The sequence below is a fragment of the uncultured Gulosibacter sp. genome (genome assembly GCF_963509965.1).
Classification (GTDB): Bacteria; Actinomycetota; Actinomycetes; order Actinomycetales; family Microbacteriaceae; genus Gulosibacter.
On record NZ_CAUPDE010000002.1, the window covers coordinates 1 to 16,888 of the forward strand.

Annotated in this window: 12 protein-coding genes and 1 CRISPR repeat array (1 of these 13 cut by a window edge); of the genes, 8 read left to right on the forward strand and 4 right to left on the reverse strand. The window is 64.2% G+C overall.

Annotation, left to right across the window (positions count from 1 at the left end):
• Positions 1 to 87: 87 nt before the first annotated feature.
• Genes RQ865_RS02010 through RQ865_RS02025 form a run of 4 tightly spaced genes read right to left on the reverse strand, consistent with a single transcriptional unit; the run spans position 88 to position 3,888 of the window.
• On the reverse strand, positions 88 to 1,365 hold the full coding sequence (locus tag RQ865_RS02010) for an FAD-binding oxidoreductase (RefSeq protein WP_311477064.1): 1,278 nt from the start codon (positions 1,363 to 1,365) through the stop codon (positions 88 to 90).
• Complete coding sequence (locus RQ865_RS02015) at positions 1,362 to 2,078, reverse strand: type 1 glutamine amidotransferase (protein WP_311477066.1); 717 nt, start codon at positions 2,076 to 2,078, stop codon at positions 1,362 to 1,364. Before RQ865_RS02015 ends, RQ865_RS02010 begins: the two co-directional genes overlap by 4 nt.
• A gap of 2 nt (positions 2,079 to 2,080) precedes the next feature.
• Positions 2,081 to 3,169, reverse strand: coding sequence for a dipeptidase (locus tag RQ865_RS02020; RefSeq protein WP_311477068.1), 1,089 nt, complete (start codon positions 3,167 to 3,169; stop codon positions 2,081 to 2,083).
• Between the two features lie 53 nt (positions 3,170 to 3,222).
• Positions 3,223 to 3,888 (reverse strand): SIS domain-containing protein, encoded by a 666-nt coding sequence (locus RQ865_RS02025; protein ID WP_311477070.1) that lies wholly within the window; start codon positions 3,886 to 3,888, stop codon positions 3,223 to 3,225.
• 447 nt (positions 3,889 to 4,335) lie between these two features.
• Here RQ865_RS02025 and RQ865_RS02030 point away from each other — a divergent pair, with 447 nt between their 5' ends.
• The 8 genes from RQ865_RS02030 (at position 4,336) to RQ865_RS02065 (ending at position 14,084) form a co-directional block, all read left to right on the forward strand.
• Entirely contained in the window at positions 4,336 to 6,162 is a 1,827-nt protein-coding gene (locus RQ865_RS02030; protein WP_311477072.1) for an ABC transporter substrate-binding protein, read from the forward strand.
• A gap of 9 nt (positions 6,163 to 6,171) precedes the next feature.
• Positions 6,172 to 7,215: an ABC transporter permease gene (locus RQ865_RS02035; RefSeq protein ID WP_311477073.1), complete on the forward strand. Its 1,044-nt coding sequence runs from the start codon at positions 6,172 to 6,174 to the stop codon at positions 7,213 to 7,215.
• Positions 7,212 to 8,123: an ABC transporter permease gene (locus RQ865_RS02040; protein WP_311477074.1), complete on the forward strand. Its 912-nt coding sequence runs from the start codon at positions 7,212 to 7,214 to the stop codon at positions 8,121 to 8,123. Before RQ865_RS02035 ends, RQ865_RS02040 begins: the two co-directional genes overlap by 4 nt.
• On the forward strand, positions 8,123 to 9,793 hold the full coding sequence (locus RQ865_RS02045; RefSeq protein ID WP_311477075.1) for an ABC transporter ATP-binding protein: 1,671 nt from the start codon (positions 8,123 to 8,125) through the stop codon (positions 9,791 to 9,793). Before RQ865_RS02040 ends, RQ865_RS02045 begins: the two co-directional genes overlap by 1 nt.
• A complete protein-coding gene (locus RQ865_RS02050; protein WP_311477076.1) occupies positions 9,790 to 10,635 on the forward strand; it encodes a serine hydrolase in 846 nt (281 codons plus the stop codon). The genes RQ865_RS02045 and RQ865_RS02050 overlap by 4 nt, the downstream gene beginning before the upstream one ends.
• The gene (locus tag RQ865_RS02055) at positions 10,628 to 12,667 is read left to right on the forward strand and encodes a D-alanyl-D-alanine carboxypeptidase (protein WP_311477077.1); all 2,040 of its coding nucleotides are present in this window, start codon (positions 10,628 to 10,630) and stop codon (positions 12,665 to 12,667) included. Before RQ865_RS02050 ends, RQ865_RS02055 begins: the two co-directional genes overlap by 8 nt.
• A gap of 164 nt (positions 12,668 to 12,831) precedes the next feature.
• Positions 12,832 to 13,041, forward strand: a complete 210-nt coding sequence (locus RQ865_RS02060) for a hypothetical protein (RefSeq protein ID WP_311477078.1) — start codon at positions 12,832 to 12,834, stop codon at positions 13,039 to 13,041.
• A 146-nt stretch (positions 13,042 to 13,187) separates the two neighbouring features.
• Positions 13,188 to 14,084 (forward strand): HAMP domain-containing sensor histidine kinase, encoded by an 897-nt coding sequence (locus RQ865_RS02065; RefSeq protein WP_311477080.1) that lies wholly within the window; start codon positions 13,188 to 13,190, stop codon positions 14,082 to 14,084.
• A gap of 193 nt (positions 14,085 to 14,277) precedes the next feature.
• Positions 14,278 to 16,888: direct repeats of the CRISPR family, unit length 28 nt; unit sequence GGCTCATCCCCGCTTACGCGGGGCGCAC (it continues 285 nt past the right edge of the window).

A 16,888-nucleotide genomic window follows, 5' to 3' on the forward strand; every position in this document is an offset into this window, starting at 1 on the left:
ACCAGGGCCAGCGACCAGATCCTCTGGTGAGGACCTATAAATAAATGTAACGGGCGGCCACAAGGGAGGCCGCTGCAGGGGGTGTGGCTAGCTCACAGCCGAGCGGCGCACCGCGAACGGCCGCAAATCAAACGGCCAGTTCGCGACCCCCGGCTGCCTACCGGCAATCAGGTCGGCCATGATCTGCCCGGTGATCGGCCCCAGCGACAGCCCGTGCATATTGTGGCCGGATGCGACCAGCACGTCACCGCGCGATGTGGCCGGGCCGATCAGCGGCAGCCCGTCGGCGGTCATCGGGCGCGGCCCCATCCACTCATCGGTGCGGCCATCCCAATCGGCGCCCTCGATGAGCCCCTCGGCAAAGCCGCGCAGCACCTCGATGCGATCGCTGTGGAACCGCTCAGGCTCACCATCGAACGCCATGATGCCCACCACCCGCAACCGGCCACTCATCGGAATCACCACACAGTGCCGATCCATCGAGTGCACGAGCGTTCGCGGCATGGTCGTAACCGGCACCGTAAACGAGTACCCCTTGCCGGGCACCACGGGAATGTGCGGGATGCGTGAACGTCGCAGCACCTGCGAAGTCCAGGCCCCGGTGGCCAGCACCACCCAGTCGCCCGTCACGGTGACCTGCTGCCCATCCTCGTCGACGCACACAACGCTCGCACCGTCACCGAGCCGCTGCACGGTCAGACCGAGCCGCACTTCGGCGCCGAGCTCGGTGATGCGCTCGATCAGGCTCGCCACGAACTTCACCGGGTCGATCGAGACCTCGCCTGGCAGCATGAAACCGAACTGGGTGCGTTCGGTCAGTGTTGGCTCAGCCTCGTGCAGCTCGCGACCCGACATTGGGTCTTCGGGCGCATCGCCCCAGCCGCGGCGGGCACGCTCGGCATACAGCGCGTGGGCGGCGAGGATCTCGGGTTCGGTCTCGGCGGTCATGAGATAGCCGGTGCCACCTCCCGAAGTGTCGATGCCGTCGGCGGTCATCTCTTCGAGCGAGGCGAGCAGATGCGGCGTGAACTGCGCCAGTGCCGCATCGCCTCGTGCCCGCAACGCGCCCGAGGATGCGGCGAGAAAACCCATCCCGAATCGCGCCAGCTGCGGCAGGCGCAGCGGCGCAATCGACAGATAGTGGTGGTGCGAGAACACCCCGTGGATGATGTCGCGCGCGGTGTTGCTCGAGGCCAGCGGCGCCACCATCTGCGGGGTGAGTTCGCCGGCGTTACCGGTTGCGGCGCCCGACCCCAGCCTGTCGCGTTCGACGATCGTCACCCGGTGCCCGTCGCGAAGCAACCAGTAGGCGGTGCACAGTCCGATCAGGCCGCCTCCGGCCACGACAACGTGTTGCTGTTTCATTGCTGCTCCCTTGCAAACTGCGCCACCTGTTCGGCGAACGCGTCGATCAGTGCCTTCGAGGCACGCGTGTTTTCGGTGTCGACCGCGCGAGCGTCGGCGACGAGTTGTTCGCGGTCGAAGCCTTTTTTACCGAGTGCCGCTTCGTCCCACTGCGCGATCCGTTCGGCGTTCACTTCGGCGTGGAACTGCAGCCCCCACACTCGCTTACCGATGCGGAAAGCCTGGTTCTGTACATCCGCCGAGCTGCCCAGCAGCACCGCTTCTGCCGGCAGCTGCGTGATCTGGTCGACGTGGTTTTCGATCATGTGCGCGCCCTCACCGAGCACCCCAAGCACCGGGTCGGCGCGGCCGGCTGCGGTGGTGGTGATGAGTACGGCACCGCTTTCAGGGGTGCCGTACTCGCCACGCACCTCACCACCGCCCACATGCGCGAGCAGCTGCCCGCCCAGGCAGATGCCGAGCGTCGGTAGGTCGGCAGCGATCGCCTGCCGCGCCAATTCTCGCTCGGCTGCAAGCCACGGGGCATTTTCGTCTTCATCGGGCAGCAGCCCACCGCCCAGCATCACGAGGCCTGCAAACCCGTCGAGGTTCACGGGCAGGGGAGTGTTCTCGGCCACCACCTCGACGGTTTCGATTCCCGCCTCGCGCAACCATTCGCCGGCACGCCGCGGGCCCGACTCGGTCGAATTAATCACCAGCAATACTTTGCTCACGGCTATTCCTCCTCGACCGAGCCGATGAGCGCCGCGGTGCGACCGATCGCCTCGCCCGCCTCGCCCGCCATGAATCGCGTGTAGTCGTCATCCGAGGCTTCGAGCACTCGCAGCGCGTTTTCGGTGCCGAGTGCTCGCAGGTCGGCGTCGCTCCAGCCGCGCGAGGCGAGCTCGGCAAAGAGTGCCTGGTAGCAGCCAACATCCTCAAGTCCGTCGGGCATCTCATCCGAGCCGTCATAGTCGGCCCCGATCCCCACCGCGTGCACACCGGCAAGGTCACGGAAATATTCGATGTGATCGGCCACATCCTTCACGGTGACCGCCGGCGCCTCGCCCGAGCCGCCGTTGACATCCCAGTCGCGGCGCTCCTGCCGCAGAAACGACGGCACGAACGCCACCATGAGCACCCCGTCGCGCGCCCCGATTTCGCGGATCACATCATCGGGCACATTGCGGGGATGCGAGCAGAGGCTGAGCGCGCCCGAGTGCGTCACGATCGGTGGCCGCGAGGCGACCTCGAGCGCATCCCGCATGGTTGTCGGGGCCACATGCGACAGATCAACGAGCATGCCGATGCGGTTCATTTCGCGCACCACATCGCGGCCAAAGTCGGTGAGCCCGCCGTGGTGTGCCTCGTCGGTGGCCGAGTCGGCCCAGTCGATGGTGCGCGACCAGGTGAGGGTCATATAGCGGGCACCGAGCCGGGCGTAGTTGCGCAGCACGGCGAGCGAACCGCCAATCTGCGCCCCACCCTCGATACCGATGAGCGACGCCACCCGCCCCGAGGCCATCACTTCGCGGGCTTCTGCGGCGGTGCGTGCGGCTCCCAGCTCGTTGGGGTAGGCCGCGATGAGGCGGTGGATGAAATCAATCTGTTCGAGGGTTGCGGTCACCTGGTCGGCGCCGTGAATGCGGTCGGGATTCACCCACACCGACCAGTACTGCGCCGCGAGCCCTCCGGTGCGGATGCGTTCAAAGTCGGTTTGGGTGGTTGGGATGCTGCCGCCGAGATGTTCGGTGGCATAGCCGAACTGTTTGCGTACCTCCCACGCGAAGTCGTTGTGGCCGTCAAAAACCGGGTATTTGGTCATTCGGTCTCCCTGGTTGGTTTCCGCGTCGTTGCGGGGTTGCACGGTTGGTTGGTTCATGAGTTGCCGCGAGTCGGCTCGTTTTCGGGTTCGTAGAGTTCGAGCAGCTCGGCGATGCGATCGCGTTCGTTGAGGCGGCGGCGGGCACCTTTCGCGCTTGCCGAGATGAGCGTGCCCAGCAGGTGGGTGACCGCGGCGATCGGGGTGGGTGAGTCGATGAACGGCGATGCGCCGGTGTCGACGATCACGAGCCGATCAGCATATTTCGCAGCCGGTGCATCCGCACTATCGGTGACGACCACAACTTTTCCGCCGCTGTGGTGAAACTCGCGCGCCAACCGCAGCATCATCGAGCGGTAGGGGCGCATTGAAAACAGCAGCAGCACGTCTGCCGAGCGCACATCGGTGAGCGCTACCAGCGGTGGTAGCGCGTGCGACTCGATGAGGTGAGTGTTCGAGAGGGTGCCCGAAAGCTCGGTGGCAAGCAGCAGCGCGAAGGCCGAACTGGTGCCCTCACCGGCGATGAATCTGCGGCGCGACTTGAGCACCAGGGCTGCTGCTTGACGCGCCGATTCGGTGGCGGCGACCTGTTCGTAGGTGTGGGTGAGCGCCAGTGTGTCGCTGGCAATAATGCGTTCTTCAAGAGTGGCCGCGCTGAGGTTTTGCGGCACTCTGCGGTCGTATCGTTCCCGAGTCGAACTGCGCTGTTCGGTATCGGTCATCGGGATTCCTCCCGTTGGAGTCATGAGACCTCACCGTCGCCGGTATCCGTCTCGTATGTTTGCCTCGAACCGAGGTTGCTCGTGAGCATAACCGGGGGTTCTGAAGGATGCAAGAAAAAGATACGTTTCCTAACCTGAGCCTTCGCGAGCAGCTTCTCGACGGCTGGCGGCAGGCACGAAATCTGCCTGATCAGCGGTGTGGTAGGCAGCTCGCGCGCCGCTAAACGGTGGTTATTTGTCACGCATCCTGCCGGGTGTGGCACTGTGAAAACTCCCCGCGGGTGCCGTGACTTCGGCCTGGCCGTAAGCAACCAGGGCGACGATGCCAGCGGCTACGGGCGCCAGGCTCGCATGATGTGAAACATATCACTTGACCAGACTCGACCGAGTGTTCATAATCATTCCCAATCAGGTGGCAATGGTGCCAGCTGAAGTGGAAGGACCACCATGCGAACCGCATCCAGAAATCCCTTTTTCCGAACGACTGCAATCGCAATTGCCGCAGCGGTGGGGCTCGCCGCGGCCCCGGCGAGTGTGGTGCTCGCGAGCGAAACCACCGACAGTGTCGAACAGGCCACTGCCTCGACCCTGCGCATCTCGACCTCGGGTTTTATCGACTCGTTTAACCCCTTCACCTCGATTTACCTCGCCCCCACCAATGCGCTGCGCTACATGTACGAGAACCTCGTGCAGTACTCGCAAGAAGACGGCTCGCCCACCGAAGGGTTGGCCGAAAAATGGGAGTCGCAAGACGGCGGCGCCAAATGGGTGTACACCATCCGTGGCGGCATGAAATGGTCGGACGGCGAACCCATCACGAGTGAAGACGTCAAGTGGACCTATGAGCAGATGATGACCGATGAGGTCATGGCCACCGCTAACGGCAGCCTGGTCGCGAACTTCGCGTCGGTTGAAGCTCCCGACGAGCACACGCTCGTCATCAACCTCAAGCACGCACAGGCGGCTGTTCCCGGCACCGAAATTCCGGTGGTGCCCGAACACATCTGGTCGAAGATTGACGACCCGGGCAAGTTCGCCAACGATAAGGATGTGGTTGGTTCGGGGCCGTTCATCCTCAAGTCATATTCGGCGAACGAAACATATGTGCTCGAAGCCAACCCGAACTTCTGGCGCGGTAAGCCCGAAATTGATCGGATTCAGTACGTCTACTACACCGATGCCGACGCTTCGATTCAGGCGCTGCGCTCGGGCCAGATCGACTTCATTTCGGGCCTGACCCCGACGCAGTACCGGGCGCTTGAGAACGAGGAGGGAATCACCCTCAACTCAGGTGTGGGCCGCCGGTACACCTCGCTTGCCCTCAACCCCGGGTTCCACACCCGCGGCGGCGAAGCGTACGGTAACGGCAACCCGGCGCTGCACGATGTGGCGGTGCGGCAGGCCATTCGCCTCGCCATCGACACCGACGCGCTCATCAAGAACGTGATGGAAGAGCAGGCCACCCCGGCGACGAGCTTTGTGCCCGCATCCTACGAAAAATGGATGCTGCCCGAAGACGATCCGGTGGTTGTTGATTTCGACCCTGAGGCCGCTAAAAAGAAGCTCGACGAGGCCGGTTGGAAGCTCGGCAGCGACGGGGTGCGCGAAAAGGACGGCACGAAACTCAACCTCAGGCTGCAGATCGACGGCAGCTCGGCCACCGAGCAGGCGCTCGCCGAATACATCAAACCGTGGCTGGGTGATGTGGGGATCGCCGTGAAAGTGGTTTCGACCGATGGCGACACGCTGAGCACTGAGGCGAACGCCGCGAACTACGACATGTACTTCTCGGGCTGGTCGCTCGGCCCCGACCCTGACTATCAGCTGGGCATCAACACCTGCGGTCAGCTGCCCACCAAACCCGACGGTAGTGGCGGCACAACCCAAGACGGCTACTGCAACCCAGAGTTCGACAAGCTCTACGCGCAACAGCAGATCGAACTCGACGAGGCAAAGCGCATCGACATCGTGCACGAGATGCTCGCCATGAACTACGAAGACAGCGTCAGCGTGGTGCTCTACTACCCGAACCAGCTCGAAGCGTACCGCTCCGACCGGTTTGAAGGCTTCGCGAAAATGCCCACCGAAACCGGCATCATCGCCAACCAGTCGGGCTACTGGGGATTCCGCACGGTGAAGCCCGTCGGTGAGGGCGGTGCCACGGGCGGCCCGCAGACCGGTCTGTGGGTGGTGCTCGGTGGCGTTGCCGTCGCCGGTGCCGTGGGCGCCGGGGTGGCGATCAACCGCCGCAAGAAGTCGGCTGATATCGAATAGCGAAAAACCATGACCAATTCAGTACCACCGTCAACATCCGCGATCCAGACCTCCGCTGATGCAGAGGAACCGCAGCGCGACTCGTCGTTTTGGCGCTACTTGGCGAACAAGCTCGGCGGTGCGGCGATCAGCCTGGTGATGGTTGTGCTGCTCGGGTTCTTCGCGTTCAAACTGCTCCCGGGCGATCCGGTCGCCAAGATCGCCCGGGAGCGGATGATGAGCCCCGAACAGATAGCGAGCCTGCGCGCCCAATACGGCCTCGACAAGCCGCTATGGGAACAGTTCATCAAGTTCATCCACGACGTTTTCACCTTCAACTTTGGTGAGAGCTACGTGTATCGCCGCCCCGTTGCTGAACTCATCGGCCAATATTTCTGGCCCACCATTCTGCTGACCGGCACCGCCGCCATCATCGCTATCTCGCTCGGGCTGTGGCTCGGGCAGCGGGCCGCGTGGCGGCACGGGAAACTGTTCGACCGCATCGCCAGTGGCGTCTCGCTCGTATTCTGGTCGGTGCCCACCTTCTGGTTGGGGTTGTTGCTGCTGATGTTCTTTGGTGGCACCCTGCGCTGGTTCCCAACCGGCGGGATGCGTTCGGCCAACCCACCAGCCGACCCGCTTGGCGCGGTTGGTGATGTGGTGTCGCACCTCGTGCTGCCGGTATTAACGATGGTGGCGGTGGTGTTTGCGCAGTATCTGATGGTGATGCGGTCATCGCTCATTGAAGAAATGAACGCCGACTATCTCACCACCGCGCGCGCCAAGGGGCTTCGCGAGAATCTCGTGCGCGAACGGCACGCGGTGCCCAATGCGCTGCTGCCAACGGTGACGCTCGTGTTTATGCACATCGGTGGGTTGATTGCCGGGGCCGTCACCGTTGAGACGGTGTTCTCGTGGCCGGGCCTGGGCAAACTCACCTTCGAGGCGATTAAGGGCCCCGACCTGCCGCTGCTGCAGGACAGCTTCGTGGTGTTCTCAACCATCATCATCGTCATGAACCTGCTGGCCGATCTTGTTTATCGCCAGCTCGACCCGAGAGTGAGGCGCGCATGACCACCGCGACCGCCACGCGCACCCCGGCACAGTTTGCTCGGGCTCGCCGCTGGAAGGCATTCCGGCAGTTCTGTCACGACTTCACCACCTATCGGGCCGGGATGGTCGGTCTGATTTTTCTCGTGGTGGTGGGCATCATCGCGATTCTCGCGCCGGTGATCGCCCCATCCTGGATGCTCGATGTCACCAAGATCGGCGAACCGGATAAGTTCGCGCCGCCGTCGGCCGAGCACCTGTTTGGCACCGATAACCAGGGCCGTGAGCTGTGGGTGCGCATGGTGTGGGGCGCCCAATCGTCACTGCTGGTGGGGCTTGCCGCCACTGCGATGTCGATGGTTATCGGCACCATCGTGGGGATGGCGGCCGGGCATTTCACCGGGTGGGTTGGTGGCCTGTTGATGCGCGTCATCGACTTCTTCCTGGTGCTGCCGTCGCTGATTCTGGCCATTGTGTTGTCGAGTGTGCTTGAGCGCGGCACGCTCACCATCATCATCGCGATCGGGCTCACCTCGTGGGCCGGTACGGCGCGTGTGGTGCGCGCCCAGACCCTCACCGTCGAATCGCGCGACTATATTCGGCGCTCACGGGTGCTGGGGGCCGGGCACTGGCACATATTGACGAAGCACGTGCTGCCGGGTGTGCTGCCGTTGGTGTTGGCGAACACGACGCTGATGGTGGGTTCGGCGATTATTGCCGAGTCGACACTCGCGTTCTTGGGGCTTGGTGATCCGCTCACGCAATCGTGGGGCACCGTGCTGAAAAACGCCACCGATGCATCCAGCGCCTCGAACGGCTACTGGTGGTACATCCTCATCCCGGGCCTGGCGATTTTGTTTGTGGTGCTCGCCTTCACCCTCATTGGCCGCGCGGTTGAAAACATTCTGAACCCGACTCTGAGGAAGCGATAATGGCCGATCTGAAATTTGAGGATGTATCGATCACCTACCGCACCTCGGGCCGGAATGATCGCGGCGAGGTGCACGCGGTGAAAAACGTCACCCTCGAGGTGCCGGCGGGTTCGACGCTCGGGATTGCGGGCGAGTCGGGGTCGGGTAAATCGACGCTGGTGATGAGCGTGCTGCGGCTGCTGCCGAAAACCTCGAAACTCACCGGCCGGGTGCTGCTCGACAACACCGATGTGGCCGAGCTGAGTTTCGGTGAGTTGCGTGCGGTGCGGTGGACTTCGGCGTCGATCATCTTCCAGGGCGCGATGCACTCGCTCAACCCGGTGCGCACGGTTGGGCAGCAGATTATCGAGGCGCTCGAACTGCACGTGACCGACGAATGGAAAACCGAGGCGGCACGCAAAGCCCGCGTCGTCGAACTGCTCGAAAGCGTTGATCTGCCGGCCGAGAAAGCGGGTGTGTATCCGCACGAGCTTTCTGGCGGGCAGCGTCAGCGTGTGATGATCGCGATGGCGCTGGCCTGCAACCCCGAGATCATCATTGCCGATGAGCCAACCACCGCACTCGACGTGATTGTGCAAGAGCAGATTTTGACCATGATCGCCAAGCTCGTGGTCGAGCGCGGCATTTCGCTGGTAATGATCAGCCACGACCTTTCGGTGTTGGCCACCGCATGCGACCGCATCGCGGTGATGCGCAACGGTGAGCTCATCGAGGTGGGCCCGTCGGGGCAGATCTGTCACGCTCCCCGCGAGCCCTACACCCAGAAACTCGCGCACGCGTTCCCCACTATCGGTGACTCGGCTTCGCGGCTGCGGCCGGTGAGCCGCCACGAACAGAATGATCGGGATGAGCGCGAGTGGACGGGCGTGCCCGAAGACGCACCGGTGCTGCTGGATGCCCGCCGGGTGAGCGTCACCTACCGCACCGGCGGCCGGAAAGTGCCGGCCATTCGCGAGGTTGATCTGCAGATTCGCCGCGGCGAGATCGTGGCGCTGGTGGGGCAGTCGGGTTCGGGTAAGACGACCCTGGCGAACACGTTGATCGGGTTGCAGCAGCCCGATCCGGGTGCAGAAATCCTGTTTGACGGCACTCCGATTCCCACAAAACCGGCGCAGCTGCGCGAGTTTCACAAGCGCGTGCAGCTGGTGTTTCAAGACCCGTCGGCGGCACTCAACCCGAAGATGACCGTCTACGAGTCGGTTGCCGAGGGGCTTCGAGTGCAGCGCTTCGACGGTGATGAACAGCAGCGTGTGCGGCAGAGTTTGCTCGAGGCCGAGCTCACCCCGCCCGATGACTATTTCGGTGCGATTCCGCAGGAGCTTTCGGGCGGGCAGCGTCAGCGGGTGGTGATTGCCGGGGCGCTCGCGCTACAACCTGAGCTGCTGATTGCCGATGAACCGGTTGCGTCACTGGATGCATCGGTGCGCGGCGAGATTCTCGGCCTGCTGCTGTCGCTGCGGCGCCAGCTGGGGCTCGCGGCGCTGGTGATCACTCACGATCTTGGCCTGGCGTGGAATATCGCCGATTCGGTGGCCGTGATGCACCGCGGTCAGCTGGTCGAGTATGGCCCCACCGAGGCGGTGCTGCTGAACCCGCAGCACAGCTACACGAAGACACTGCTGGCGGCGGCTCCGAGCATTGGTGATGTGAAGCCGGAACCGCAGCAATGAGCATCGTATTACCGCAGCTGCCCGGGCCGATCGCGTGGGGCATCCGTATCACCACCCTCGAGGGGGAGGTGCTTGCCGAGCACGAACCGCACCGGGTGAGCAAAACCGCCAGCGTCGGCAAGGTGTTCGTGCTCATTGAACTCGCGCGGCAGATCAGCGACGGTGCGGTGGCGGCGGATGCGCTGATCGACCTGTCGAAAACGCTCTACGTTGCCGACTCGGGCCTTGCCTACCGGTTCACGAATCCGTCGATTGCGGTTGCGGATGCGGCGCTGCTGGTGGGCACGATGAGCGACAATCTGGCGACGAACGCGCTCATCGATGTGTGCGGGCTCGAACGGGTGCGGGCGATCGCCGAGGAGCTCGGCTATACCCACACCGCGCAGCTCGACTATATCCGTGACGATCGTGGCCCCGAGCATCCCTGGACCCCTTCGTATGGCACCGCGGCAGAACTCGCGGATGTGATGCGGCGGCTGGCGATTGGCGAGGTGCTCTCGCCCGAGGTTTCGCGTCGGGTGCTCGACTGGCTCGCCTCGGGTGCCGACACCTCGATGGTTGCCGATGCGCTGCTGCTCGACCCGCTCGCGCATGTTGACGCCGACTATCAGTCGATGGTGCTGCGCCACAAAACCGGCACGATCGCGCAGGCGCGCATCGATGTTGGCGTGTTGCGGGGGCCGCGGCGTTCGGTGGCCTATGCGGTGGCCGCGAACTGGGCCGAAGAGCTGCCCGATCAACGCGCGCTGGCGCTGGATGTGATGCGCGAAATTGGTGAGCAGATTCGCCACTATGTGACCGACCTTGACCGTGATGACCCCGGAGAAGACCCCAGTGATTGATTTCCCCACCGATGATGGTTGCCGCTGGTCGGTGCTGGTACGTGATATCGACAGCGAACAGGTGTTGTTGCAGCACTGCCCCGAACGGGTGCTCAGCACCGCCAGCATCGGCAAGCTCTTCTTGCTGCACCGCATCCTGCACGAGGTGGATGCCGGCACGCGCTCGCTCGATGAGCTCGTGACGCGCTTGCCGAGCGATGTGATCGGCGGGTCGGGGCTGTGGCAAAAACTGCAGCAGGATGCGCTGTCGATCTATGACCTGGCGGCGCTTGTGGGTGCGGTGAGCGATAACGATGCCACGAACGCGCTGCTGCGGGTGGTGGGAATCGACGCGGTGCGTGAGCACGCCCGCGAATTGGGCTATCAGCATTCGCGCCTGAACGACGCGATTCGCTGGCCGATTCCGCCCGGCCATCCTTCGCGGCTTTCGGAGGCGAACGCGGGCGAGATGGTCGATTTTGTGTCGCGTCTGCAGCTCGACCGGGATCTTTCGCCGAGCAGCGGCGATATTTTCCGTAAGTGGCTCGGCGCCGGGGCCGATATGTCGATGGTGGCGTCGGTGTTTGATTTTGATGGCCTCGACCACGACTGTTTCGACGGGGGAGTGTGGCTGTGGAACAAAACCGGCACCATCTCGACCGTGCGCGCCGATGTTGGTGTGGTGATGGGGAGGCGGCGACGCGTCGCCTACGCGGTGCTTGCCGAGTGGGTTGCGGGTGCGGATGCGCGCGGCACGGTGCTTGAAACGATGGCCGAGGTGGGGCTGCTGATCGGTGAGGCGGTTGGCTGGCAAGATCCGCGACCGAAGCGCTCGGCGGCCCGGGCTGCGGCGGTGCCTGCCGTGAGGCCTGCGCCGGTGGCGGATGCGCGGGCCGCGATTGCGGTGGCCGCGAACGATGCCGCGCTGCGCGATGTGCGCTATCTGGTGCTTGACGGTGACAGCGGCGCGCCCCTCTTAGAGCGGTCGCCAGATGAGCCGAGCCCGTCGGCGAGCGTGATGAAAACGGTCACCGGCACGCTCGCGCTCGCGAACCTGGGTGCCGACCACCGCATCCCCACGCGCGTGGTGCGCATTAGCGACTCTGAGGCGGTGCTGATCGGTGGCGGCGATGTGACGCTCTCGCGCACCCCAACGGACGAGCCAACGTTCTATCCGCATCCGGCCCACTTGGATGCATTGGCCGATCAGCTGCGCACGAATATGCCCGGGCTGGAGCGGTTGCTGCTCGACGATGGGCTGTTTGCCGCATCCCAGTGGCACCCCACGTGGGACCCTGCGGGCCGATCGCCCGAAAACTACATCCCCTTTATTAGCGCGCTGCAGGTGGACGGCGACCGTGACGATCCGCTCATGGATGACAGTGCGCGCAGCGAAAACCCGGTGGGGCGAGTGGCTGCCGCGCTGGGAGCGCTGCTGGGGGATGTGGAAATTGCCCGGGGGAGCGCTCCGGAAGGCGTGGCAGACGAGGTAGCCCGGGCGGAGTCGGCGCCGGTGACTGAGCTGGTGCGCGAAGTGCTGCGCAGCTCAGATAATGCGCTCGCGGAGGCGCTCGCGCGGCTCGTAGCGCTTGCCCGTGGCGGGGATGCGTCGTGGAGTTCGATACAGCGCGAGATCCGGGCCGCGGTTGCAGATCTGGGCCTGGATGCATCCGGTTGCGAATTTGTGGACGGCTCGGGGCTGAGCGAGGACAACCGGCTGACCCCACGATTTGTGGCTGAACTGCTGCGGCGCGGGTATCTCGGTGAGGAACCGTTTGCGTCGATGGTGTCGCGGTTGACGGTTTCGGGTCAGACCATGGCGCCGACTCGGTTTACCGGGGCCAACCGCGTGGTTGGTAACTCGGTGCGCGCGAAAACGGGTTTTATTAATTCGGTGCATTCACTCGCCGGCATCGTGACCACTCGGGGTCGGCGCAACCTCGTGTTTGCCGTGTTTGCGTGTGATCTAGACACACCGGTAGACCGTGAGGCTCGGCTCGCAGTAGAGCGCCTGGTGACGGCGCTGCACCTGCACGGTGACGCGCTGGGGTAGCGCCGTCACGCTTAATGAGGGTGCCGGCGCAACGTTAATCACTGATCAAATGCTCGAGTAGCGTCGGCGATCGCGTCGAGTGAGTGCCGTTTTCTCCGTTAGGTGCGAACTATTAGTGAGTGCCGATTCAACGCACTCAAATATTCGACTGATGAAGGAGAAAAATGGACGTCTTCGAATCTCTGCAGCAGTGGTCTAGTTGGACTTTTGGTGTGAGTCTCGCACTCATTGCGGTTGTCGTTGGGTGTCTCGCAGCGGCTAAGAATGCCGGCGTGACACGTGCGGCAATCGGCTGGTGGGTAGCCGCCGTGCTTGCTTTCGTGGCGTTGGCGTGGTGGCTGGTATTTCGCCTGGGACTGCTATTTCAGCACTAACCCCGCAACCAATCCCGCAGGTCGCGCGCCACCCAACCGCCGGGCGCCGGCTCACTATCGAGCGCCGCCTTGGCGCCACATAGGCACCGAGTAGCCAGCTGATCACGCTAGCGGTGCCATTTCTGTAGAGGGAGGGCGAGCTGGATTTGACGCTGCGCTGGGCGGCGGTGCTGGGGCCGATTACGGTGCTGCTGGCCGTTGCGGCGGGGATGCTGGTGGGTGTCGACCAGATGCTGGTTGATGCGCAGGTGCCGATGGTGATGCTGTTGGCGACGGCGCCGGTGGCGCTCGCGGTGGGTGTGGTGATTTCGATGAGCACGCAGTGGCGGGCGGCCGAGTCGGAGAGTGCGCTTGAGCGCGAGCGTTCGGCACGTGAGCTGGAACAGGGGCGTCGTGAGCTGATGGCGGGGATGTCGCATGATTTGCGCACGCCGTTGGCGGGGATTCGGGCGATGGCCGAGGCGCTGGAAGATGGGATCGTGGCCGACCCGCAGGAGTATTACCGGGCGATTGCGGCTGAGGCGCAGCGCACGTCTGGAATTGTGGATGATTTGTTGGCGCTCACCCGGTTGAGTAGCGGGTCGGCAGAGTCGGTGGCCGAACCGGTTTCGGTGGGGGATGCGCTGTCGGATTTGGTTGCGCATCTCGCGCCGCTCGCGCAGCAGCGGGATGTGCGAGTGACGGGCAGTGTTGATGGTGCCGTTGAGGTTGTGGGGGATGCGGGTTTGATTTCGCGGGCCCTGCAAAATGTGCTGGTGAACGCGATCGCCTACACGAAACCGGGGACGACGGTGCAGGCACGGGCGTTTGTGGCGGATGGTCGCGCCGTGGTTGAGGTGCGTGATGGCTGCGGCGGGTTGCGTGACGAGGAATTATCGCGCCTGTTTGACACCGGTTGGCGAGGGGATGCGGCGCGCACCCCGGGTGCGCTCGCCGGCACCGGCCTGGGCCTGCCGATTGTGCAGATGGTGATGGAACTGCACGGCGGTGCCGTGACGGTTGAAAACGCCGGGGATGGGTGTTTGGCGCGGTTGGGGTTTTAGGTGGGGTTTGGCGCCGGTCGTGATTGATGCCGGTGGCGCTGCCAGTTGCGGCAAGCCCTAACCCCGCAACCACTCCCGCAGATCGCGCGCCACCGACATCGCGGTGAAGCCGCTGGTGCGCGGGTTGGTGGGTGTTATCGGATGGTGTCCGGGCTGCCTGCTTTAGTCCGGGCAACCGTTGTTACTTGTCTCGGGCAGCATCCTCGCTTACGCGGGGCGCACTCGAGATTAGAGGCCGAGGTACTCGGCGACTTGGGCTCATCCCCGCTTACGCGGGGCGCACCATTCCTTAACGAAAATGGCTTGAGCGAATTTAGGCTCATCCCCGCTTACGCGGGGCGCACCTGTAAATGAACGCCATGGATTACTGGCTTGTGGGCTCATCCCCGCTTACGCGGGGCGCACGGCAGATCCTTACCGGTATTCCGTTCAAGGTGAGGCTCATCCCCGCTTACGCGGGGCGCACCGCCAGCTTGGACACCACTCAACGCTATGTCGAGGCTCATCCCCGCTTACGCGGGGCGCACCCTGCCTCGAGCGGGATCGTGGTCACCGATAAGGGCTCATCCCCGCTTACGCGGGGCGCACCTGTCATCTCTTGGCCGCCAGATGGGGTACGCAGGCTCATCCCCGCTTACGCGGGGCGCACTTGCGTGCTCGGTGGCGATACTGGTCAAGCAGGGGCTCATCCCCGCTTACGCGGGGCGCACCCACCTACTCCGGCTAATTGGCCAATTGCCCCGGGCTCATCCCCGCTTACGCGGGGCGCACCAAATGGTAAAAACGCTTCGATTATTGGGATGAGGCTCATCCCCGCTTACGCGGGGCGCACGGGGTTAGTCTCGGTGAAGCGTTGAGAACCACGGGCTCATCCCCGCTTACGCGGGGCGCACCTACCCTACCGAACATCGGTAGGGTAGGTGTCAGGCTCATCCCCGCTTACGCGGGGCGCACTACTACGCTAGCGCCAAATGCCCGCCAGACGCGGGCTCATCCCCGCTTACGCGGGGCGCACCTTTCTGGTGTGGTGATGCCGCTAGTGGTTGCGGGCTCATCCCCGCTTACGCGGGGCGCACACCGGTCTTGTATGCGTCATGCGCGCCGGATGGGGCTCATCCCCGCTTACGCGGGGCGCACATTTCGCTTGAGGAGCCGGAGACGCCGGCCCCGGGCTCATCCCCGCTTACGCGGGGCGCACGGCTGCGAGCTGCGTTTGGATGGTGGAGTAGCGGGCTCATCCCCGCTTACGCGGGGCGCACATTCAAGTTGTGCGTCTGGTACGCGGTCGAGGAGGCTCATCCCCGCTTACGCGGGGCGCACACCGCCGTTTTCATATCGACCTCGCCAAGCGAGGGCTCATCCCCGCTTACGCGGGGCGCACCGCTGTTCACTAAGGAGCAGATCGATAAGGCTGGGCTCATCCCCGCTTACGCGGGGCGCACGAGTAGTTGAGTGAGTCCGAGGCTGTGGTCGTGGGCTCATCCCCGCTTACGCGGGGCGCACCGCCTTGGTCTCCAACGGGAATTACTCTAACCGGGCTCATCCCCGCTTACGCGGGGCGCACGATTGGTGACCCTGACCCTGGCACGTCTACGGGGGCTCATCCCCGCTTACGCGGGGCGCACGAGTACCACGCCACCCGCGCCTGTGTCGATGTGGGCTCATCCCCGCTTACGCGGGGCGCACCAAGATGGGGTGTGTGCGCGTGAAGTCAACCCGGGCTCATCCCCGCTTACGCGGGGCGCACGGCGTGCTCTTCCCACCGGTGGGCAATCATCCGGGCTCATCCCCGCTTACGCGGGGCGCACCTTATGATGTAGCATACGCTGCTCATAGTTTGAGGCTCATCCCCGCTTACGCGGGGCGCACGCCTCTCAACCAGCCTCACTAGTAATTGGTAAGGGCTCATCCCCGCTTACGCGGGGCGCACACCACCGTTCTAGCCGACGGTGATCGAGAAAGGGGCTCATCCCCGCTTACGCGGGGCGCACACGGCCAGCGACCCCAAACCCAGCCCCGAAACGGGCTCATCCCCGCTTACGCGGGGCGCACTCAACCGTCGCCACGTGTGGGCAGATCATGTAGGGCTCATCCCCGCTTACGCGGGGCGCACCGCAGCATTTGCGGCGGCGTGAGGCCGCGTATGGGCTCATCCCCGCTTACGCGGGGCGCACAAGTGCTCGGAAATGTTGGCGTTGCGTAAGGCGGGCTCATCCCCGCTTACGCGGGGCGCACTCGAGGAACAGGCCGTGATTTTGCGGCAGTCGGGGCTCATCCCCGCTTACGCGGGGCGCACCGTACCGACGGCGCAGCCGAAGGCGAACCACCAGGCTCATCCCCGCTTACGCGGGGCGCACCGCGGGTGACGCTATCGAGTTCCTGGAGTCTGGGGCTCATCCCCGCTTACGCGGGGCGCACCCGAGGTAGGTGAGCGTAAATCCCGAAATGCTGGGCTCATCCCCGCTTACGCGGGGCGCACCTGTCAACGGTCGAATAGAACGAATTAAACATGGGCTCATCCCCGCTTACGCGGGGCGCACGACGGAATCCTCGGCCCGAACTCATGGGCTGGGGGCTCATCCCCGCTTACGCGGGGCGCACCGACCTCATACTGAAAGGAATCCGTAGTGCACAGGCTCATCCCCGCTTACGCGGGGCGCACCAGAAATCCGGTAAATCGCCGCTGGCTGCCGCGGGCTCATCCCCGCTTACGCGGGGCGCACGTTTCGGCACTTTCGTTGTCGTCGGTGAATTCGGGCTCATCCCCGCTTACGCGGGGCGCACTTCGAATGGGGTGCCGAAGC

Excerpts from the sequence above, each read along its gene's own strand:
- RQ865_RS02010 (WP_311477064.1), bottom strand. The coding sequence starts at position 1,365 with ATGAAACAGCAACACGTTGTCGTGGCCGGAGGCGGCCTGATCGGACTG.
- RQ865_RS02020 (WP_311477068.1), bottom strand. The coding sequence starts at position 3,169 with ATGACCAAATACCCGGTTTTTGACGGCCACAACGACTTCGCGTGGGAG.
- RQ865_RS02025 (WP_311477070.1), bottom strand. The coding sequence starts at position 3,888 with ATGACCGATACCGAACAGCGCAGTTCGACTCGGGAACGATACGACCGC.
- RQ865_RS02030 (WP_311477072.1), top strand. The coding sequence starts at position 4,336 with ATGCGAACCGCATCCAGAAATCCCTTTTTCCGAACGACTGCAATCGCA.
- RQ865_RS02035 (WP_311477073.1), top strand. The coding sequence starts at position 6,172 with ATGACCAATTCAGTACCACCGTCAACATCCGCGATCCAGACCTCCGCT.
- RQ865_RS02040 (WP_311477074.1), top strand. The coding sequence starts at position 7,212 with ATGACCACCGCGACCGCCACGCGCACCCCGGCACAGTTTGCTCGGGCT.
- RQ865_RS02045 (WP_311477075.1), top strand. The coding sequence starts at position 8,123 with ATGGCCGATCTGAAATTTGAGGATGTATCGATCACCTACCGCACCTCG.
- RQ865_RS02050 (WP_311477076.1), top strand. The coding sequence starts at position 9,790 with ATGAGCATCGTATTACCGCAGCTGCCCGGGCCGATCGCGTGGGGCATC.
- RQ865_RS02060 (WP_311477078.1), top strand. The coding sequence starts at position 12,832 with ATGGACGTCTTCGAATCTCTGCAGCAGTGGTCTAGTTGGACTTTTGGT.